The sequence below is a fragment of the Burkholderia sp. HMSC10F09 genome (assembly GCF_001806955.1).
Classification (GTDB): domain Bacteria; phylum Pseudomonadota; class Gammaproteobacteria; order Burkholderiales; family Burkholderiaceae; genus Burkholderia; species Burkholderia multivorans.
In genome coordinates this window covers 19,932-40,528 of sequence record NZ_KV786636.1, presented here as the reverse complement: position 1 = coordinate 40,528, position 20,597 = coordinate 19,932, and the positions used below count along the sequence as shown (strand labels likewise).

Here is a 20,597-nt window from a genome sequence, read left to right as displayed (position 1 = left end):
CGACCGGACACGGCGGGCGGCGGCCGCCGTCGGCGTCGAGCGTGTCGTCGCGCTCGTCGAGCGCACGCCACAGCCCGCCCTTCACGGGCCGGAACATCCACCGCATGTAGCCCTTGCGCGCGGCGAGCTGCATCAGTTCGCCGCGATCGGGCGCGCCGTCGACGAGATGGTGCTCGGCCGGCGCGCCGCTGTCGTAGTCGCCGAATGCCTGGCGGCACGCGAGCGCTTCGGATGCCGGCGCGCCGATCTCGGTGCATGCGCGCCGCTCGATGCGTTCGAGCTCCCATGCGCCGAGCCGCCACGCGGCGTCGAGCAGCATCGCGTCGACCGCTTCGAAGGCGTGCCACGCGCTGCCGATCTGGATCGCGCAGCCCGGCACCGGGCGCGGCGGTATCGCGATGCCCGGCAGCTCGAGCGGCGTTTCGCGACGAAAGCCGTGCCAGTGCAGGATCGCGATCAGCGGCGTGTTCACGCGTGCCGCCGCCGTCACGGTCACCGCGTACAGCGGCAGCCGCATCGCGTCCATCTGCTCTTCCACGATGTCGAATAGATCCATGAAGCCTCCGTATGTGCTGGGTCGAAGAGCCTCTTGAAATTTGCGCTTGCCGATCTATTTTAGGTGTCGCTCAAGGCAGCCGCTGTTTGCGCGCTGCGTGTTTCGATCGGTGTGTCGACGAAGCGGTCACGGACGGACGAACGGTCACGCGTCGTCCGGTTGCCGTTCGACGCGCGGCTCGATCGGAAGCCCGCGACGAGCCACGCCCGCCGCCCTCTTCGCGTCGCAAGCCGACGCATCGTTCCTGCGCCGACGGCCGTGCGGCGCGCGCCCTCGCGCGTGCCGCGCTCGCGCCACGCGCCGAACGCAGCCCGATCGAACCGCGCACGTCGCTGCACCGCGCGCCGCCGCGTTCATTCCCGACGATCGAACCCGAGAGACGAACATGCTCAGCCCTCACGAATTCGCGACACTGATGCTGGTCCGTCATGCGCCCGATCAGCTCGATATGACCCGCGCCGAACTGGACACGTTGCTGGAACGCCAGCTCGTGATGCTCGAACATGCCGCCGGCGGTACGCGGCGCGCGCATCTGACCGCGCGCGGCCGCTCGCTGCTGGACGCGTTCGATCCGACGCCGCCGGCGCCCGCCCGCCGACGTCCGCCGCAGCTCGAAGTCAACGTGGCCGACGATGCGCCGCCGCCGCACGCACGCATCGCCGCGAACCCGGCCAACGACGGCGTATCGGAAAGCAGCGCGTGAGCGCGCCGCGCGCGCCGCAGGTACGGGCATAGGCACGCGGCAATATTTCCTTCAACGACTCAATTTCCAGGTCGTACCGTTTATTACAAATCGTTATTCCGTAATCGTGCGGTGCGTCTTATACTGCGAACGCGCCGTCCTCGTGCCAAGAGAAGGTGCTTTCGCCCCGGCCGCACAGCGATGCGGCCGGGGTATTTTTCGGCCTGCGGCCCGAGACGATACGCGTCCACCGGGCCCGCCTCGCCGAGCAAGCGCTCCAGGCACGTGAACGACCGCAACCGCGAGCCGCATTGCCCGGACCAGGCATGCCGCATGCTCGCGATCGGCCCATTCGACCGGTTCATTTGCCACCATGCGCACAACAACAAAGGCGACTGCGGGGATACCGGCGCCGACCTCGGGCGCGAAGCCCGTCTTCCAGCGTAGTGCCGTCTGGTTGCGGCTTGCATTCTCCGCCGTCGTGACCGTGTGCGTGCTCGTGCCCGCCGGTGCATTCGTGCTGGCCGAGCGTTATGCGGGCGACGCCGTCGCGCGGCACGAAGGCCTTGTGGCCGGCGACATCGCCGCGTCGGTCGATCGCATCCTCAACAGCCTGCGCTCGCGCCATGCCGACGCGCTCCCGCCGCTCGTCGGCCGGCCGTGCAGACAGATCTTCGCGTCGCTCGCGGAAGCCGAAACGCGGCTGCGCTATCTGCGTGCGATCGCGCTCGTCAACGGCGGCCGGCTGACCTGTTCGTCCGCCCTCGGCGCGATCGATGCGCCGCTCGACGCCTACGTGCGCGCGCCGGCAGCCACGCCGGCCGCGGACGGCATGAGCATCACGCTGCTGCCCGAGACGCCGTATCAGCGCGGCATCCCGGTGCTCGTCGCGTTTCGCGCGACCGCGCGCGATGCCGGCGTGCTGTATCTGATCGAAGGCGACTACGTCGCCGACGCGCTCGCGCACAGCGGCAGCTACGGCGCCGAAAGCGCGACGCTCTCGATCGCGGGCGCGGGCCGCCTCGATCATCGCGGCCGCTTCATTGCTGCGTCGCGCGCCGTGCGGCCGCGCGGCACCGCGATCGCGTCGCGCGCCTGGCCGTTCACGGTGTCGGTCGTTGCGTCGGCGCAATACGTGTCGCAGGTTGAGCGCCGCTATCGGCTGCTGTTCGGCACGATCGCGCTGCTCGTCGACGCGCTCGTCGTCGCCGCCTACCTGATCGCGACAGCGCCGCGCCGGCTGCTGCTGAAGGCCGTCGGCGATGCGCTGCGGCGCAATGAATTCCACGTCGTGTATCAGCCGATCGTCGAGATCGAAACGCGCCGGACCGTCGGCGTCGAAGCGCTGCTGCGCTGGCATCACCCGAAGTGGGGGGCGATCAGCCCGACCGCGTTCGTGCCGCAGGTCGAGTCGAGCGCCGTGCTGCCGCGCGTGACCGAATACGTGCTGCGCACGGCCGTGTCGGAGCTGACAGCGCTCGCGCCCGCGATGCCGCTGCGCATCGCGATCAACGTCGCGCCGAAGGATCTCGAGCGCCCGCGTTTCATGTCGATCGTCGACGAGGCAATCCGACGCCTGCCGCCCGGCTTCACGCTGGTTCTCGAAGTGACCGAGCGCGTCCTGCTCGAGAAAAATCCGCGGACGACCGCGATGTTCGCCGCATTGCGCGCGAAGGGCGTGAAGTTCGCGATCGACGACTTCGGTACGCAGCACAGCAATCTCGACATGCTGACGCGCTTCCCGTTCGACTACGTGAAGATCGACCGCCAGTTCGTCGCGCAGCTCGACGGCGGCAGCGCGCGCCTGATCGAGGGCATCGCGGCGGTCGCGCACCACTACGGACTGAAGATCGTCGCGGAAGGCGTCGAAACGGAAGAACAGCATCGCGCGCTGCATGCGGTTGGTATTCAGTATGCGCAGGGCTACCTCTATCAGCGGCCGCAACGCGCCGAGCATCTCAAGGACGGCCTCGCGCCCGCGCCGGCCTGAGCGGCGCATCGCCGCACCGCGGCACGCGGCACGCGGCACGGCGTGCGGCATGCCGCGTGCGCAGGCGCTACAATCCGCCGCCTGGGCATCCATCGCGAGCGTGCGTTTTGACGGAGTTCGAGCAGGGTTTCATCCTTACCCGACATTGGCGTGACACGTCGGCCGGCGTCGAGGTCGAGTTCTGGCTGGCGACCGAACACGGGCCACGCCGCGTGCGGCTGCGTCCGCAAGAGGCGGTCGCGTTCGTGCCGGCCGAACAGCAGCCGCTCGCCGAACGCGTGCTCGCCGGCGAGCGCGACGCCGAGCTGCGCCCGCTCGCGCTGCGCGATTTCCGGCAGCGCGCGGTGGTCGGCCTGTACTGCCGACGCTACCGGCACCTCACCGCGCTGCAGAAGCGGCTCGCGGCAGCCGGCGTCGACGTCTACGAAGCCGACGTACAGCCGCCCGACCGCTACACGATGGAGCGCTTCATCACCGCACCGGTGCGGTTTCGCGGCCGGCACGGCGATGCGCGCACGCTCGTCGACGCGGAACTGAAAGCCGCGACCGACTATCGCCCCGCGCTGCGCTGCGTGTCGCTCGACATCGAAACGAGCGTCCACGGCGATCTCTATTCGATCGCGCTCGAAGGCTGCGGACAACGACAGGTGTTCATGCTCGGGCCGCCGAACGGCGACGCGGCCCAAGCGCGCGATTTCGATCTCGACTACTGCGACGACCGCGCGACGATGCTCGCGCGCCTCAACGACTGGTTCGACGCGCACGATCCCGACGCGATCATCGGCTGGAACCTCGTGCAGTTCGATCTGCGCGTGCTGCATACGCATGCGGAGCAGCTCGGCGTGCCGCTGAAGCTCGGCCGCGGCGGCAGCGTGCTCGACTGGCGCGCGCACGGGCAGCAGCCCGATCATTTCTTCGCGGGCGCGGCCGGCCGGCTGATCCTCGACGGCATCGACATGCTGAAGTCCGCGACGTGGAGCTTCCCGTCGTTCAGCCTCGAATACGTCGCGCAGCAACTGCTCGGCGAAGGCAAGTCGATCGACAACCCGTATCAGCGGATGGACGAAATCCAGCGCCGCTTCGATCACGACAAGCCGGCGCTGGCGCGCTACAACCTGAAGGACTGCGAGCTCGTCACGCGCATTTTCGCGAAGGCCGACCTGCTGTCGTTCGCGCTCGAACGCGCGACGGTCACCGGGCTCGCGGCCGATCGCACCGGCGGCTCGGTCGCCGCGTTCACGCATCTGTATCTGCCGCGCATGCATCGGCTCGGCTACGTCGCGCCGAATCTCGGCGACGTGACCGGGCAGAACAGTCCGGGCGGCTTCGTGATGGATTCGCGGCCCGGCCTGTACGACTCGGTGCTCGTCTTCGACTACAAGAGCCTGTATCCGTCGATCATCCGCACGTTCCTGATCGATCCGGTCGGACTCATCGAGGGGCTCGCGCATCCCGACGACGACGCGTCGGTGCCCGGCTTTCTCGGCGCGCGCTTCTCGCGTACCGCGCACTGTCTGCCCGACATCGTGCGGCGCGTGTGGGAAGGCCGCGACGACGCGAAGCGCCAGCGCAACGCGCCGCTCTCGCAGGCGTTGAAGATCATCATGAACTCGTTCTACGGCGTGCTCGGCTCGACCGGCTGCCGGTTCTTCGATCCGCGTCTCGCGTCGTCGATCACGATGCGCGGCCACGAGATCATGCATCGCACGCGCGAACTGATCGAAGCGCAGGGCTTCGACGTGATCTACGGCGATACCGATTCGACCTTCGTCTGGCTCGGCCGCGCGCACGACGACGACGAAGCCGCGCGCAAGGGTCGTGCACTCGTCGCGCACGTGAACGGCTGGTGGCGCACGCACCTGCGCGAACGCTTCGGGCTCGACAGCGCGCTCGAGCTGCAATACGAACGGCATTACCGCCGCTTCCTGATGCCGACCGTGCGCGGCGCGGAAGAAGGCAGCAAGAAGCGCTATGCGGGGCTCGCGGCCGCGGCCGACGGCAGCGAAGACCTCGTGTTCAAGGGACTCGAAACGGTCCGGACCGACTGGACGCCGCTCGCGCAGCAGTTCCAGCGCGAGCTGTATCGTCGCGTGTTCCGGCGCGAGCCCTATCGGGACTTCATCCGCGACTACGTGCAGCGCACGCTCGCCGGCGAATTCGACGCGCTGCTCGTCTATCGGAAGCGCGTGCGCCGGCCGCTGCGGGAATATCAGCGCAACGTGCCGCCGCACGTGCGCGCGGCGCGGATCGCCGACGAATTCAATCAGGCCAACGGCCGGCCGCTTCAATATCAGCGCGGCGGGTGGATCAGCTACGTGATGACGACGGCCGGGCCCGAGCCGCTCGAAGCGACGCACGCGCCGATCGACTACGGGTTCTATGTGAGCCGGCAGCTGCAGCCCGTCGCCGATGCGATCCTGCCGTTTCTGCGCGACGATTTCGAACGCGTCGTGTCGGGACAAGGGCAGCTGTTTCTCGAATGAACGCGCATCCGGCCAGCTAGAATAGCGACCTGCTGCGCGTTCCGCCGCAGCCGGAGGACACCAACATGACCGCACGTCGCGGCACCGCGGTCGCCATCGCACCCGGTTACGAAAGCACTCGCCTGTCGAAAGCCCGCAAAACGTTCAATGCGCTCGTCGAGCAAATCGACAAGCGACGCGAACGTCTCGCTGCGTGGGAAGCCGTGATGCCGGCGTTCCAGAAAAAGTTCGTCGACGGATTGCTGCCGCTCGAACGGACGTCGACCGCGCTGCGGACCAGGCTCGTCCATTTGCTCGACGACGCCTTTCTGAAAAAAGGACTGAGCAAGGCCGAGCAACGCATCCTTTCGGGGTTGATCGCCGACATGGCGCGCGATCTGCTCGACGTCAGCGACGACGCGCAGTTGAGCGTCATCTACAACCGGCACGGTGGGTCCGGCGTCGACAGCGACGCGACGACCGATCGCCGCACGACGAACACGAAGCCGGAACCGACGCCGGGCGACGAGCCGATCGACGACCTCGACACGCTGTCGCCCGAGGAACTCGCCGCGCGCATACAGGCCGAACTCGACGAACAGTTCGAGCGCGACATGGCCAGCCACGCGGCCCGCGAAGCGCAGCGCGCCAAGCGCAGGAAAGCGCCGCGGCCATCCGCCGCGCAGGCGAAACGCGAAGCCGAGCAGGCGGCATCGAGCCGGTCGATCCGCGAGATCTATCGCAAGCTCGCCAGCGCGCTGCATCCCGATCGCGAAACGGATCCGCGCGAGCAGGCACGCAAGACCGCGCTGATGCAGCGCGTCAACGACGCTTATGCGAAAGGCAAGCTGCTGCAACTGCTCGAACTGCAGCTGGAGATCGAGCAGATCGATCAGCACGCGATCGACAGCTTCGGTGAAGAGCGGCTGGCGCGCTACAACGGCATCCTCGAGGAACAGCTGCGCGAGCTGGATCAGGAAGTCCAGCACGTCGAAGCCGATTTCCGGCGGACGTATGGGATCGCGTCGTCGGTCAAGCTCGCGCCCGATACCGTCATGCGCGTGCTCGCGCGAGACATGGCCAGCGTGCAGCGCGGCATTCACGAGCTGAACGTGGCACTGCGGGCGTTCGCGGATCTCGACCACGTCAAGGACTGGCTGAAGGACGTGAAGCGCGGGCATCGGTTCGACCACTAGTCGTGGCGAGCGCGAATGCGCTGCGGTTTACCCGCGCATTCGGCGTGCCGCGAGCCGCTGCCATACCGCCGCGGCCTCCGCGTCCGCCTTCGCCTGCGCCGCGCGCATCAGACGATATCGCGCATCAACTCCGCGAGCCGCTCGCGCAGCCACCGGTTCGCCTGATCCTGATCCGCGCTGCGATGCCAGTAGCAGAAGTATTCGAGGCCCGGCATCTCGAACGGCAGTTCGAGAATGCGTGCCGGATAGCGCTGCAGCAGCCGCAGCGGCGCGGTCAGCGCGAGATCGCCGCGCATCGCGATCAGCGGCGCGACCATGTAGTGCTGCACACGCATCTGGATGTTCCGGCGCAGCCCGAGCCGCGTCAGCTCCGCATCGACGTGTCCGCTGCCCTTGCGGCGGCTCGACACGTGGATGTGCCCCATCGCGAGATAGTCGTCCATCGTCAGCGTGTCGCCCTTGAACGGGTGACCGTCGCGGATCATGCACGCATAGCGGTCGCGCACGAGCGGCGCCTGATGCAGATGCGGGTCGCCGAGCAGCGGCGCGTCGATCGCGATGTCGACGGTGCCGTTCGCGAGCGCGGTCGCAATCTCGCGGCGATCCATCGTGTAGCTGCGCACGTGCATGCCGGGCGCCTGCCGCTGCAGCAGTTCGCCGAGCGCGGGCAGCAGCAGCGCTTCGGTCAGGTCGCTCATGCTCAGCCGGAACACGCGCTCCGACGACGCCGGATCGAACACGTCGCCTTCATGCACGCTCGAATCGAGCAGCTGCAACGCCTCGCGCACGCGCCCGACGATGTTTTCCGCGAACGGCGTCGGCATCATTCCGGCCGGCGTGCTGACGAACAGCGGATCGTTCAGCGTCTTGCGCATCCGCGCGAGCGCGTTGCTGACGGCAGGCTGCGTGAGGTTCAGCAGTTCGGCCGCACGCGTCAGGTTGCGCTTGTTGTAGATCGCGTCGAATACGACGAACAGGTTCAGATCAATCTTCGATAGGCGCATCGCGAAGCCTCCTCGCCGGCATCTTACGGCGCGCGCCGCCCGTTCGTCCATGTTCGTTCCCGCGGCGGCGCCGACGTGCGCGGCGCCGCCTGCGACGCTCAGCCGCGCGGCGGCGGCGTCAGGTACGGCGCACTCGCGCCGGGCACCGCTTGCTTGATCTCCATCCGCGCGATCGACTGCAGATGCACTTCGTCCGGACCGTCGGCGAAGCGCAGCGCGCGGCCCCACGTCCAGTGATCGGCGAGCGGCGTGTCGGGGCTCAGCCCGGCCGCGCCGAACAGCTGCATCGCGCGGTCGCACACGTTCGTATGGACGGTCGGCACGAGCGCCTTGATCATCGAGATCTCCTTGCGCGCCGCCTTCGCGCCGACCTTGTCGATCATCCACGCGGCCTTCAGCACGAGCAGCCGCGCCTGGTCGATCTCGATGCGCGAGCGCGCGATCCACTCGCCGACCGTGCCGTGCCGGTTCAGCGGCTTGCCGAACGCTTCGCGCGCCTGCGCGCGGTCGATCATCAGTTCGAGCGCGAGCTCCGCCGCGCCGATCGAACGCATGCAGTGGTGGATGCGGCCCGGCCCGAGGCGCGCCTGCGCGAGCGCGAAACCGCTGCCTTCCTCGCCGAGCAGGTTGCGCGCGGGCACGCGCACGTTGTCGAACGTGATCTCGCAATGCCCTTCCGGTGCGTAGTGATTGACGACCGTGATGTTGCGCACGACCGTCACGCCCGGCGTATCGCGCGGCACGAGGATCATGCTCTGCTGGCGATGCGATTCGGCCGCGGGATCGGTCTTGCCCATCACGATGAAAATTTTGCAGTTCGGATGCGCGGCGTTCGTGATGAACCACTTGCGGCCGTTGATCACGTAGTCGTCGCCGTCGCGCACGATGCGCGTCGTGATGTTCGTCGCATCGGACGACGCGACGTCGGGCTCCGTCATCGCGAACGCCGAGCGGATCTCGCCGCGCAGCAGCGGCAGCAGCCATTGCTCGCGCTGCTCGGGCGTCGCGAACATGTGCAGCAGCTCCATGTTGCCGGTGTCCGGCGCATTGCAGTTGAACACCTCGGACGCCCAGCCGACGCGCCCCATGATTTCGGCGAGCGGCGCGTACTCGAGGTTCGTCAGGCGCGTGCCCGGTTCGTCGTCCTTCAGATGCGGCAGGAACAGGTTCCACAGCCCTTCGGCCTTCGCGCGCGCCTTCAGGTCTTCCATGAACGACACCGGATACTGCCCCGCATGCACTTCGTCGTTCCATTGACGAATGCGCGGCACGATGTGCGCGTCCATGAATGCGCGCACGCGTTCGCGCAGTTCTTCCACTTTCGGGGTGTAGCCAAAGTCCATGATCGACTCCTCGAGATTCGGTGCTGCGTTCGGTTCAGAAGGCCGAGACACCGCCGTCGACGGCGACGGCCTGCCCGGTCAGATAGGTGTTTTCCTTCGCGCACAGCGACAGCATCGTCGCGACGATTTCTTCCGGGCGGCCGAGCCGCTTCATCGGCGAGCCCTGTGCGAGAAAGTCCTGCCGGTCGCCGATATCGCTGTCGGTGACCATCGGCGTCGTGCTGTAGAACGGGCACACCGCGTTCACGCGGATACCGTGGCGCGCGTATTCGAGCGCGGCCGTTTTCGTGAGCCCGACCACCGCATGTTTCGACGCCGCATACGCGGCCAGCTTCGGCGCGCCGCCAAGCCCGGCCATCGACGCGACGTTCAGGATCACGCCTTCGCGCTGCGCGAGCATCTGCCGGATCTGATGCTTCATGCCGAAGAACACGCCCTTCGCGTTGACCGCGAAGCTCAGGTCGAGATCGGCTTCGTCGGTGTCGATCAGCGCCTTCATCGGGGGCGCGATGCCCGCGTTGTTCACGCCGACGTCGAGCCGCCCATAGCGCGCGACCGCCGCCTGCACGAGCGCGGCGACGTCGGCTTCGATGCGCACGTCGCAGCGCTGCGCAATCACGTCCGCGCCGGCCGCACGCAGCGGCGCGGCCACGCGCTCGAGCGCGTCCGCGTTCAGATCGCCGAGCGCGAGCCGCGCGCCCATCGCGGCCAGTTCGCTCGCAAGCCGCGCGCCGAAACCGCTCGCGGCGCCGGTGATCATCACCGCCTGACCGGCATAGCTGTCGATCTTCATCGCGCGCTCAGATCGTCAGCCCGCCGTCGACGACGATGCACTCGCCGTTCGTATAGCTCGCCGCGTCGGACACCAGATACAGCACGGTGCCCGCCATCTCGCGCGGCTCCGCGTGGCGGCGCAGCGGGATCTTTGCTTTCCACGTCTCGTAGATGTCCTTGTCCTCGAACAGCGCGCCGGCGAACTTCGTCTTCGTGAGGCCCGGCAGCAGCGCGTTCACGCGGATGCCGAACGGCCCGCATTCCTTCGCGAACGCTTTCGTCATGTTGACGACCGCGGCCTTCGTGATCGAGTAGATGCCCTGCCGGTCGCCCGGCTGCAGTGCGTTCACCGACGCCGTGTTGACGATCGCACCGCCGCCCTGCGCCTTCATCATCTTGCCGGCCTCGACCGACATGAAGAAGTAGCCGCGGACGTTCACGTCGACCGTCTTCTCGTAGGCGGCGAGATCGGTATCGAGGATGTGCCCAAAATGCGGGTTCGCGGCGGCGTTGTTCACGAGGATGTCGAGACGGCCGTGCTTGTTGCGGATCTGCTCGAACGTCGCGGCGATGTCCTCCATGCGCCCGACGTGGCACGCGAGCGCTTCTGCGCGGCCGCCCGCCGCGACGATCGCGTCGGCCACCGCGCGACAGTCGTCGAGCTTGCGGCTCGACACGATCACGTGCGCGCCCTGCTGCGCGAGCAGCTTCGCGATTTCCTCGCCGATGCCGCGGCTTGCGCCGGTCACCAGCGCGATCTTGCCGGTCAGGTCGAACAGGTTCGTTGCCATTGTCTTTCGCTCCTCCATTGAATGTCGTCAGGTCGTTGCGCGGCTCAGCGATGCGCGTCGATCACGCGGACCGCCTGCTCCGCGAGCCGCCCCGCCATCGCGCCGACGCGCAGCGCCTGCTCGTTCGACGCGTTGCCCTGCAGCGCGCGCGCCTTCACGCCCTGCGCGATGGCCGCGAGCCGGAAGAAGCTGAACGCGAGATAGAAATGCCAGTCGCGAATCGGCTCGATCCCGCGCAGCGCGCAGTAGCGCGCGACGATCTGCGCTTCGTCCGGCACGCCGAGCGCCGCGCGGTCCTGGCCCGCGAGCCCCGGAATATGGCCGTCCGCGGGCAGACGCAGGCACATGCAGAAATACGCGAGATCGGCGAGCGGATTGCCGAGCGTCGACAGTTCCCAATCGAGCACGGCCTTCACGCGATAGTCGTCGCGTTCGAACATCAGGTTGTCGAGCCGGAAATCGCCGTGAACGAGCGCGGGGCGGCCGGTATCGTCCGGGCAGGCGCGCGGCAGCCAGTCGATCAGCATCTCCATCGCGTCGAGGCGCTCCGTTTCCGCCGCCCGATACTGCTTTGTCCACACGCCGATCTGGCGTTCGAAATAGTTGCCGGGGCGGCCGTAGTCGCCGAGGCCGACCGCGTCGACGTCGACGTCGTGCAGCGCGGCCATCGTCCGCAGCACCGCGTCGTAGCAGGTTGAGCGATCGGCCTGCGGCAGTTCCGGCAGCGCCGGATTCCAGAAGATGCGGCCGTCCTCGTAGCTCATCACGTAGAACAGGCTGCCGATCACGTCGCGGTCCTCGCACAGGTGATACGGCCGCGCGACCGGTACCGCGGTGCGCGACAGCGCGCTCAGCACGCGGAACTCGCGGTCGACGGCGTGCGCGGACTTCAGCAGTTCGCCCGGCGGCTGCCGACGCAGCACGTAGCGGCCGCTCTTCGCGGTCAGCAGAAAGGTCGGGTTCGACTGGCCGCCGGCAAACTTCTCCGCGTCGACGGGCCCTTCGAAGCCCGGAACATGCCGTTCGAGATAACGCGCAAGGCGGCCAACGTCGAGTTGCTGGGTGGTGTTCGTCATCGTCGCGATCGTTCGTGAGTGCGTGTTCGGATCAGCCGTAGGTCCGGAACGACTGTCGCTCCGGATCCTCCAGATGCGGGATCCCGTTGAACGACGCCAGATGGAACGCTTCGGCGTTGAAGAAAAACTGCGAAAGACTGCTGTTGCGGATCTGCAGGTTCAGCGCGATCGCGCTCGCGGGCGGCGCCGTCAGCACCTGCTGGATCGTCACCGCGATCGGCCCGCCGGAACTGACCGCGAGCACGCGCTTGCCGCCCGACTGCCGGATCGCCGCGCGCGCATCGGCCACGCGTTGCTGGAAGTGCGCCCAGCTTTCCGGCGCCGCCGGGCCGAGCCGGTCTTCCGTCCACAGCTGCAGCACCTGCTTCAACGCGCGGAAATGCTCGTGCATCGAGCCGGCCGCAAGCCGCGCGATCTCCGGGTAATCGCTGGCCGCCGCCGCGAACAGTCGGTGGAAGTCGTACTCGTTCAGGCCCGGATGGCGCTCGACCGGCATGTCGTCGCGCCCCATGCCGCGCAGGATCGCGTCGACCGTCTGCGCATGCCGCGTCATCGTCCCGCAGATCACGCGATCGAACGGCGCATGCCCGCGCGCGAAGTATTCGCCGAGCCAAACGCCCTGCTGCACGCCGACGTCGGACAGCCTGTCGTAGTCGTCGGTGCCGAACGACGCCTGCCCGTGCCGCACCAAAAAGAGTTCAGCCATCGCATGTCCCGCAGATCGAAACGGAAGGGCCAGCATAGCGAGCACGCCCGCATTTTCGAAATTTATTTTCTGAATCGCCCTGTATTCACGATGCGAATTGATGCGCGTCGAACGGCATCTTTGTCGTCGCACCCCGCCGAAGCGGCACACGAATTGCGACGGCAGACACTGTCATCTCGAATTCAAAGGAGGGGTGCGATGCTCGGTACGATCCTTATCGTCATACTGATTCTGCTGCTCATCGGAGCATTTCCTACATGGCCTCACAGCCGAAGCTGGGGCTATTGGCCGTCGGGAACGGTCGGGTTAATCGTCATCATCGTCGTGATACTGGTGTTGATGGGTCGTATATGAGCCGGGCGACGCGCATCGCGCGCAAATCGGCGCCTTACGCCGGCGCCGCCCGCGCGCGCCGCTCGCCGAACCGCGTGCGCTGCGAACGGCCCACCATGAATTCTTTACATCGGGCTGTCACGTCGTAAACGTTTCGCAGCACCTTCATCCGGGAGACCGATGCCCATACGCGTCGGTCTCCCGCTTTTCATCCGCATCCGCACACCGCGTACTTCGCGACCGCGCTCCGCGCCGTCACCGCTTCGGTCCGCTGACCGGACTCGCCGCTTCGCCACGGCCGCACACGACCGCACGCGCCTGCCGCTGCAGTGCGTCAAACCACGCGACAGGACCGTTGCGCGCACATCGACCACCACATTTTGTGCAATGCACGACCGAACCTGAGCAAAAAGTATCGGCCCGTCTTTCCTTTTGATGTGGTGAACCGCGTGCGCGCGTCCCACCATTGGCTCTGCCGTCGCCGACGGCAATCGAACAAACACAATCAAGGAGACACGGGTGAACAAGATGCGAATCGTCGCAGCGGGCGTGCTGCTCGGCGCCTGTCTGCCGGGCATCGCCGCCGCGCAGGCGTGCAAGGTGCCGACTCTGCGCGTGCTCGCGCAGAAGAGTCTCGGTCTGTCCGTCATGGAAAAATCGCTGCCCGGCTACGAGAAGCAGAGCGGCACCAAGGTCGAGATCAGCTACTTCGGCGAGAACGATCGCCGCGCGAAATCGCGGCTCGACGCGTCGACCGGCGCGGGCTCGTATCAGGTCTACTACGTCGACGAGGCGAACGTCGCCGAATTCGCGTCGGCCGGCTGGATCGTGCCGCTCCTCAAGTACTACCCGAAGGAATACGACTACGACGATTTCCTGCCGGGCCGCCGCGCGGTCGCGAGCTACAAGGGCGTCGCATACTTCGCGCCGCTGATCGGCGGCGGCGACTTCCTGTTCTATCGCCGCGACATCCTCGACGCTGCGCACATTCCGGTGCCGAAGACGCTCGACGAGCTCGTCGCCGCGGTGAAGAAGCTGAACGCGCCGCCGAAGCTGTACGGCTGGGTCGCGCGCGGCCAGCGCGGCTCGGGAATGAACGTGTGGCGCTGGGCGCCGTTCATGCTCGGGATGGGCGGCACGTGGACCGACAAGAGCGGGCAGCCCGCGTTCGACTCGCCGGCCGCAGTGAAGGCCACGCAGCTGTATAGCGAGCTGTTCAAGTACGCGCCGCCGGGCTCCGCGACCTACGACTGGAGCAACGCGCTCGAAGCGTTCCGCTCCGGCAAGGTCGCGTTCATGATCGAATCGACGCCGTTCGCGGACTGGATGGAGGATGCGAGCAAGTCGACGGTCGCGGGCAAGGTCGGCTATACGCGTCCGCCCGCGCCGCTGCCGTCGGCCGCCTACGGACACGGCTTCGCGATCTCGGCGCTCGGCGCGAAGGACGACTGCACGCGGATGGCGGCCGGCCGCTTCATCGCATGGGCGACCAGCAAGGAGCAGGAACAGGCGCGGCTGCGCAACGGCGTGTTCAGCGACTACAACCGCTCGAGCACGATCGCCAGCCCGTACTTCAAGCAGCACGTCGCGCCGCAGATCCAGGCCGGCCTGAACGACACGAACCCCGTCACGCAGGTGACGATCTGGCGCACGCCGCAGTGGCCCGACATCGGCGACAACCTCGGCATCGCGCTCGAACAGGTGTTCACCGGCACGCAGACCGACGTGCGCGGCACGCTCGACGACGCAACCCAGTACGCGAAGGATGCGCTCGAACATGGCACTCGCAAATGACGGCGCCGGCGCGCATGCGCTCGGCGTGACAACGGTCGCGCGCGCCGCGCGCGGCCGCACGCGGCGCGACCGCACGAGCCTGCCGTGGGTGTTCCTCGCGCCGACCCTCGTGCTGCTCGCGGTCCTGAGCCTCGTTCCGACGATCGCCGCGATCAATCTCGCGCTGCGCAATCGCGTGCTGCGCTACCCGGACAGCGAATACGTCGGGCTGCGCAATTTCCTCCGGCTCGCGTCCGACCGCCGCTTCGTCAATGCGATCGAGGTGTCGGCGCTGTGGGAGATCGTCACGGTAGCCGGCGCCGTGATCGTCGGGATCGCGCTCGCGGTGTTCCTGTTCGAGCGCGTGCACGGACGCTGGCGGCGCATCGCGTCGCTCGTGCTGATCATGCCGGTGCTGCTGCCGCGCGTGTCGGCCGCGTTCATCTGGAAGTTCATGTATGCGCCGCTCACCGGGATCGTGAGCTGGCTGCTCGGCGCGCTCGGCATCGGCAACACCGCGTTCCTCGCCGATCCGCATCTCGCGCTGTACGCGGTCGCGCTCGTCGACGTGTGGCAGTGGGGGCTGTTCTTCGCGGTCGTGATCCTGAAGCTGCTGGAGACGCTGCCGCAGGAGCCGCTCGAAGCCGCGCGGCTCGACTATGCGACGACGTGGCAGGTGCACGCGTATATCGCGCTGCCGATGCTGAAGGCGCCGCTCGTGAGCCTGGTGTTCATCAAGATGGTCGAGTCGCTGCGTTCGTTCGACCTGATCTACGTGATGACCAAGGGCGGCCCCGGCATCGCGACCGAGACGCTGGACCTGTATGCGTATCAGCAGGGCATCGGCCTCGCCGGCAAGGTGTCGTATGCGTCGAGCATGGCCGTGCTGATGATGGTCGCGACCACGCTCGTCTTCACGCTCATCTGGAAGAGGGTCAACAAATGGGACGACTGACCGCCCGCGGCGGCATCGCAGCGCCGGCTCTCACCGTCGCGATCGGCGCCGCGATCCTGCTCGTCGCCGCGTTCCCGCTGTTCTGGGCCGTGCTGAATTCGCTGAAGCATCTGCTCGACATCGTGACGCCGACGCCGCGCTTCCTGTTCGTGCCGACGCTCGCGAACTACGAGCAGGTGCTGTCGAGCCCCGAAGTACTGATCGGGCTCGGCAACAGCATCGCGATCGTCGGCGCGGCCGTCGTGCTCGGCGCACTGCTCGGCGTGCCGGCCGCATATGCGATCGCACGCTATCCGATACGCGGCAAGCGCGACATCCAGTTCTTCCTGCTGTCGCTGCGCTTTCTGCCGCCGGTCGCGATCGCTGTGCCGCTGATCGCGATCTGGGTCGATCTCGGGCTGTACGACACGAAGCTGTCGATGATCGTCACGTACCTGCTCGTCACGCTGTCGACGATCACGTGGCTGTCGATTCCGGTGTTCCGCCGGCTGCCGCGCGAGATCGAGGAAGCGGCCGCGCTCGACGGCTACGGGCCGTACGCGGTGTTCTGGCATATCGCGCTGCCGGTGTGCGCGAGCACGCTGCTCGGCGGCATCGTGTTCAGCTTCGTGCTCGTGTGGAACGAGCTGATGATCGCGCTCGCGCTGACGTCGTCGCGCAGCGCGACGCTGCCGGTGGTGGCATCGGCGTTCACGTCGCTCGGACAGGAAGTGCCGTGGGGCGTGATCAACGCGTCGACGGTGCTGCTCGCGCTGCCGCCGCTCGTGTTCGTCGGCATGCTGAGCCGTCTGCTCAATTCGATGGTCAAGGGAAAATAAGGAGGATGCGTTGAAAGCGCTCGTACTCGAACGCACGCGCGAGCTCGCGCTGCGCGATATCGACCTGCCGCTCGAGGTCGGCCCCGGCGACGTCCGGATCAAGATTCATACGGTCGGCGTCTGCGGCAGCGACGTGCATTACTACGTGCACGGCGCAATCGGCCCGTTCCGCGTCGACGCGCCGATGGTGCTCGGCCACGAGGCGGCGGGCATCGTCGTCGAGACCGGTGCGGACGTCACGCACTTGCGCGTCGGCGACCGCGTATGCATGGAGCCCGGCGTGCCGCGCCTCGATTCGCCCGCGACGCTGCGCGGGCTGTATAACCTCGATCCCGACGTGCGCTTCTGGGCGACGCCGCCGGTGCATGGCTGCCTGACGCCGTACGTCGTGCATCCGGCCGCGTTCACGTACCGGCTGCCCGACAACGTGTCGTTCGCCGAGGGCGCGATCGTCGAGCCGCTGTCGATCGGGCTGCAGGCCGCCAAGAAGGCCGCGATGAAGCCCGGCGACATCGCGGTCGTGATCGGCGCAGGCACGATCGGCGCGATGACGACGCTCGCCGCGCTCGCGGGCGGCGCCGCGCGCGTGATTCTCGCCGACGTTGTGCCCGACAAGCTCGCGCTGTTCGACGGCAACCCGGCGGTCACGACCGTCGACGTGCGCACCGCATCGCTCGCCGACGCGGTAGCCGACGTCACCGGCGGCTGGGGCGCGGACGTCGTGTTCGAAGCGAGCGGCAGCGCGAACGCCTATGCGAATCTCGTCGCCCTGATGTGCGCGGGCGGCTGCGCGGTGCTGATCGGGATGCCGGTCGCGCCGGTGCCGCTCGACGTGGTCGCGCTGCAGGCGAAGGAAGGCCGGATCGAATCGGTGTTCCGCTACGCGAACATCTTTCCGCGCGCGCTCGCGCTGATCGCATCCGGCGCGATCGACGTGAAGCCGTTCATCTCGCGCACGTTCCCGTTCTCCGAAGGCGTGCGCGCATTCGAGGAAGCGGCGAGCGGCCATCCGCGCGACGTCAAGATTCAGATCGAAATGGATTGAGCCATGGCACGGATCGTCTGCAACGCGTTATCGAAACACTACGACGGCGGCCCTGCCGTGCTGCATCCGCTCGATCTCGACATCGCCGACGGCGAATTCATCGTGCTGCTCGGCCCGTCCGGCTGCGGCAAATCGACGATGCTGCGGATGATCGCGGGCCTCGAGGCGATCACCGGCGGCGAGCTCGTGATCGGCGACGCGGTGGTCAACGACCTGCCGCCGCGCGAGCGCAACGTCGCGATGGTGTTCCAGAACTACGCGCTCTACCCGCACATGACGGTGTACGACAACATCGCGTTCGGCCTGCGCCGGCTGAAGCTGCCGGCCGACGAGATCGATCGCCGCGTGCGCGAGGTCGCGCAGATCCTGAGCCTCGATGCGCTGCTCGACCGCCGGCCGAGGGCGATGTCGGGCGGGCAGCAGCAGCGCACGGCGATCGCGCGCGCGATGATCAAGACGCCCGCGGTGTTCCTGTTCGACGAGCCGCTGTCGAATCTCGACGCGAAGCTGCGCACGCAGCTGCGCGGCGACATCAAGCGGCTGCACCGGCGGCTGAAGACGACGACGCTGTACGTGACGCACGACCAGCTCGAAGCGATGACGCTCGCCGATCGCGTCGTGCTGATGCGCGGCGGCCGCATCGAGCAGATCGGCACGCCGGCCGAGCTGTACGGGCAGCCGCACACGGTGTTCGCGGCCGGCTTCGTCGGCACGCCGGCGATGAATTTCGCGGACGGCACGATCGAGCGCGCGGGCTCGAGCGTGCTGCTCGACTGCAACGGCGTGCGCTGGCCGCTCGCGGCGCCGCGCTTCGCGCAGTTGCAGCACGGCCGGCACGTGAAGGTCGCGATCCGCCCGAACCATCTGCGGCTCGCGGCCGACGGCGACGCGCGGCCCGACGCGCTCGCGCTGACCGGCACGGTCGAACTCGTCGAGCTGCTCGGCGCGGAGGCGCTCGTCACGCTCGACTGGCACGGCCGGCCGTGCGCGGCCCTCGTGCCGGCCCCGATGGCTCCGGCGCCGGGCACCGTGGTAGCGTTGCGCTTCGACGAAGCGGCGCTGCATCTGTTCGACGCCGGCACCGAGCGCAACGTCACGCTGCCGGACGCGAACGCCGACCCGGTCGCGCCCGCGACGCCGCCCGCGCAGGCCGCGCACACCGTGCCGCCCGCCGCGACAGGCTGGTCGATGTCCCGCCCGTAGCGCGCCGGCACGCCACGCAGACGGAGCACACGATGAACCCGGATCTCGAGATCGTTCCTACCCATCGCGACGAATCGTTTCGTGCGTGGGTCCATGACTATCCGCATTCGGTCGCGAAGTGGCACTTTCACCCGGAGTACGAGATTCATCTGATCCAGGCGTCGCACGGCAAGATGTTCGTCGGCGACCACATCGGCGATTTCGGTCCGGGCAACCTGATCGTCACCGGCCCGAATCTGCCGCACAACTGGGTCAGCGAGCTCGCCGACGGCGAACGCGTGCCGTCGCGCGACGTCGTGCTGCAGTTCTCGCGCGACGCGATCGAGAAGATGGTCGGCGCCTTCAGCGAGCTGCAGCCGGTGATCGAGCTGATCGACGACGCATCGCGCGGCGTGCAGTTTCCCGATCGCGTCGGCCTCGAGGTCGCACCGCTGATGCTCGAGCTCGCGAACGCGCACGGCTGCCGCCGCGTCGAGATCCTGATGTCGCTGTTCGACCGGCTGTCGTCGTGCCGCGAGCGGCGCGTGCTCGCCGGCCCCGGCTACCGGATCGACGCGCAGCACTACATGTCGTCGACGATCAACCAGGTGCTGTCGTATCTGCAGCAGAATCTGCCCGGCATGCTGCGCGAGGCGGACGTCGCCGCGTTCGCCGGCATGAGCGTCAGCACGTTCACGCGCTTTTTCCGCCGCCATACGGGTTCGTCGTTCGTCCGCTATCTGAACCGGCTGCGCATCAACGAGGCGTGCGAGCTGCTGATGTTCTCCGACCTGACGGTCACCGACATCTGCTATCGGGTCGGCTTCAACAACCTGTCGAACTTCAATCGACAGTTTCTCGCGATGAAACAGGTGCCGCCGTCGAAGTTCCGCGCGCTGCACCGGCTCAACGAACCGCATGGCCGCGACGATGCGCCGCCCTCGCGGCGAGCGCCGTCACGCGCCCCAGACAGGACGCTTCATACGTGACTTTTCTCGGCATCGATCTCGGCACGTCCGAGGTCAAGGTTCTTCTCACCGATTCCCGATCGGTCCCGCTCGCGACCGGATCGGCCACGCTGTCGATCAGCCGGCCGCACCCGCACTGGTCCGAGCAGAGCCCGCAGGCGTGGTGGCACGCGACGCTCGATGCGATCGCCTCCGTGCGCGCCGCGCATCCGGCCGGCTTTGCCGCGCTGCGCGGCATCGCGCTGTCCGGGCAGATGCACGGCGCGACGCTCGTCGATCGCGCGGGCCAGGTGCTGCGCCCGGCCATCCTGTGGAACGACACGCGCGCCGGCACCGAATGCGTCGAGCTCGAGGCGCTGGTGCCCGAATCGCGCACGATCACCGGCAACATGGCGATGCCCGGCTTCACCGCGCCGAAGCTGATGTGGCTCGCGAAGTACGAGCCGGCGGTGTTCCGCGCGGTACACAAAGTGCTGCTGCCGAAGGACTACGTCGCGTGGCGCCTGTCCGGCGAGTTCGTGTCCGACATGTCGGACGCGTCGGGCACGCTGTGGCTCGACTGCGCGCGCCGCGACTGGTCCGACCGGATGCTCGCCGCCACCGGACTGTCGCGCGAGCAGATGCCGCGCGTCGTCGAAGGCAACGCCGCCGCCGCGCAGCTGCGCGATGCGCTGCGGCGCGAATGGGGAATCGCCGGACCGGTCGCGATCGCGGGCGGCGCCGGCGACAACGCGGCCTCGGCGCTCGGCATGGGCGTCACCGGCGCGGGCAGCGGCTTCCTCTCGCTCGGCACGTCGGGTGTGCTGTTCGCCGGCAACGACCGCTTCGCGCCGAACCCGGATGCCGCCGTGCACGCGTTCTGCCACTGCGTCGAAGGACGCTGGCACCAGATGAGCGTGATCCTGTCGGCCGCCGCGAGCCTCGACTGGCTCGCACGCGCGCA

General features: G+C 67.8%; 18 protein-coding genes and 1 pseudogene. 12 read left to right on the top strand and 7 right to left on the bottom strand.

Going from position 1 to position 20,597, the window contains the following annotated elements; all coding sequences use genetic code 11:
- A partial coding sequence (locus tag HMPREF3115_RS09735; RefSeq protein ID WP_070554263.1) for a diguanylate cyclase occupies positions 1-556 on the bottom strand: 556 nt, incomplete at its 3' end.
- A gap of 385 nt (positions 557-941) precedes the next feature.
- On the opposite strand from HMPREF3115_RS09735, the pseudogene HMPREF3115_RS09725 reads away from it, so the two are divergent.
- The 4 genes and pseudogenes from HMPREF3115_RS09725 to HMPREF3115_RS09710 form a co-directional block, all read left to right on the top strand.
- Positions 942-1,169: pseudogene (locus HMPREF3115_RS09725) on the top strand (hypothetical protein); the annotation flags it as partial.
- Positions 1,170-1,611: 442 nt separating this feature from the next.
- A complete protein-coding gene (locus HMPREF3115_RS09720; protein WP_227747560.1) occupies positions 1,612-3,228 on the top strand; it encodes an EAL domain-containing protein in 1,617 nt (538 codons plus the stop codon).
- A gap of 107 nt (positions 3,229-3,335) precedes the next feature.
- The gene (locus HMPREF3115_RS09715) at positions 3,336-5,711 is read left to right on the top strand and encodes a DNA polymerase II (protein ID WP_070554261.1); all 2,376 of its coding nucleotides are present in this window, start codon (positions 3,336-3,338) and stop codon (positions 5,709-5,711) included.
- A gap of 65 nt (positions 5,712-5,776) precedes the next feature.
- Positions 5,777-6,886: a J domain-containing protein gene (locus HMPREF3115_RS09710; RefSeq protein WP_070554260.1), complete on the top strand. Its 1,110-nt coding sequence runs from the start codon at positions 5,777-5,779 to the stop codon at positions 6,884-6,886.
- A gap of 107 nt (positions 6,887-6,993) precedes the next feature.
- On the opposite strand, the gene HMPREF3115_RS09705 is transcribed toward HMPREF3115_RS09710, so the two are convergent.
- The 6 genes from HMPREF3115_RS09705 to HMPREF3115_RS09680 all read right to left on the bottom strand — a co-directional run bounded on the left by HMPREF3115_RS09705 (position 6,994) and on the right by HMPREF3115_RS09680 (position 12,580).
- Complete coding sequence (locus HMPREF3115_RS09705) at positions 6,994-7,890, bottom strand: LysR family transcriptional regulator (RefSeq protein ID WP_006397616.1); 897 nt, start codon at positions 7,888-7,890, stop codon at positions 6,994-6,996.
- A 98-nt stretch (positions 7,891-7,988) separates the two neighbouring features.
- Positions 7,989-9,233: an acyl-CoA dehydrogenase family protein gene (locus tag HMPREF3115_RS09700; protein WP_059781151.1), complete on the bottom strand. Its 1,245-nt coding sequence runs from the start codon at positions 9,231-9,233 to the stop codon at positions 7,989-7,991.
- A gap of 34 nt (positions 9,234-9,267) precedes the next feature.
- Positions 9,268-10,026 carry an SDR family NAD(P)-dependent oxidoreductase gene (locus HMPREF3115_RS09695; RefSeq protein ID WP_006404546.1) on the bottom strand — a complete coding sequence of 253 codons (759 nt, stop codon included), beginning with the start codon at positions 10,024-10,026 and terminating at the stop codon, positions 9,268-9,270.
- Between the two features lie 7 nt (positions 10,027-10,033).
- The gene (locus HMPREF3115_RS09690) at positions 10,034-10,798 is read right to left on the bottom strand and encodes an SDR family oxidoreductase (RefSeq protein WP_070554258.1); all 765 of its coding nucleotides are present in this window, start codon (positions 10,796-10,798) and stop codon (positions 10,034-10,036) included.
- Positions 10,799-10,842: 44 nt separating this feature from the next.
- Positions 10,843-11,874: a phosphotransferase gene (locus HMPREF3115_RS09685; protein WP_006404548.1), complete on the bottom strand. Its 1,032-nt coding sequence runs from the start codon at positions 11,872-11,874 to the stop codon at positions 10,843-10,845.
- Between the two features lie 31 nt (positions 11,875-11,905).
- Positions 11,906-12,580, bottom strand: a complete 675-nt coding sequence (locus HMPREF3115_RS09680; protein WP_053298042.1) for a histidine phosphatase family protein — start codon at positions 12,578-12,580, stop codon at positions 11,906-11,908.
- Between the two features lie 198 nt (positions 12,581-12,778).
- Between HMPREF3115_RS09680 and HMPREF3115_RS09675 the strand changes: the two genes are divergently transcribed.
- From HMPREF3115_RS09675 to xylB, 8 genes are all read left to right on the top strand, one after another.
- Positions 12,779-12,934, top strand: a complete 156-nt coding sequence (locus tag HMPREF3115_RS09675) for a DUF3309 family protein (RefSeq protein WP_006404550.1) — start codon at positions 12,779-12,781, stop codon at positions 12,932-12,934.
- A 507-nt stretch (positions 12,935-13,441) separates the two neighbouring features.
- Positions 13,442-14,707 carry an ABC transporter substrate-binding protein gene (locus HMPREF3115_RS09670; RefSeq protein ID WP_232356517.1) on the top strand — a complete coding sequence of 422 codons (1,266 nt, stop codon included), beginning with the start codon at positions 13,442-13,444 and terminating at the stop codon, positions 14,705-14,707.
- A complete protein-coding gene (locus HMPREF3115_RS09665) occupies positions 14,691-15,641 on the top strand; it encodes a carbohydrate ABC transporter permease (protein WP_227747561.1) in 951 nt (316 codons plus the stop codon). Before HMPREF3115_RS09670 ends, HMPREF3115_RS09665 begins: the two co-directional genes overlap by 17 nt.
- Positions 15,629-16,459, top strand: a complete 831-nt coding sequence (locus tag HMPREF3115_RS09660) for a carbohydrate ABC transporter permease (RefSeq protein ID WP_006404555.1) — start codon at positions 15,629-15,631, stop codon at positions 16,457-16,459. The genes HMPREF3115_RS09665 and HMPREF3115_RS09660 overlap by 13 nt, the downstream gene beginning before the upstream one ends.
- 10 nt (positions 16,460-16,469) lie before the next feature.
- Complete coding sequence (locus tag HMPREF3115_RS09655) at positions 16,470-17,504, top strand: NAD(P)-dependent alcohol dehydrogenase (RefSeq protein WP_070554257.1); 1,035 nt, start codon at positions 16,470-16,472, stop codon at positions 17,502-17,504.
- Positions 17,505-17,507: 3 nt separating this feature from the next.
- Positions 17,508-18,707 carry an ABC transporter ATP-binding protein gene (locus HMPREF3115_RS09650; RefSeq protein WP_006410219.1) on the top strand — a complete coding sequence of 400 codons (1,200 nt, stop codon included), beginning with the start codon at positions 17,508-17,510 and terminating at the stop codon, positions 18,705-18,707.
- 32 nt (positions 18,708-18,739) lie between these two features.
- Positions 18,740-19,675, top strand: coding sequence for an AraC family transcriptional regulator (locus HMPREF3115_RS09645; RefSeq protein WP_059940703.1), 936 nt, complete (start codon positions 18,740-18,742; stop codon positions 19,673-19,675).
- Positions 19,672-20,597, top strand: a 926-nt coding sequence (gene xylB, locus HMPREF3115_RS32335) for a xylulokinase (protein ID WP_256276115.1), incomplete at its 3' end; no start/stop codon positions are given. The genes HMPREF3115_RS09645 and xylB, both read left to right, overlap by 4 nt.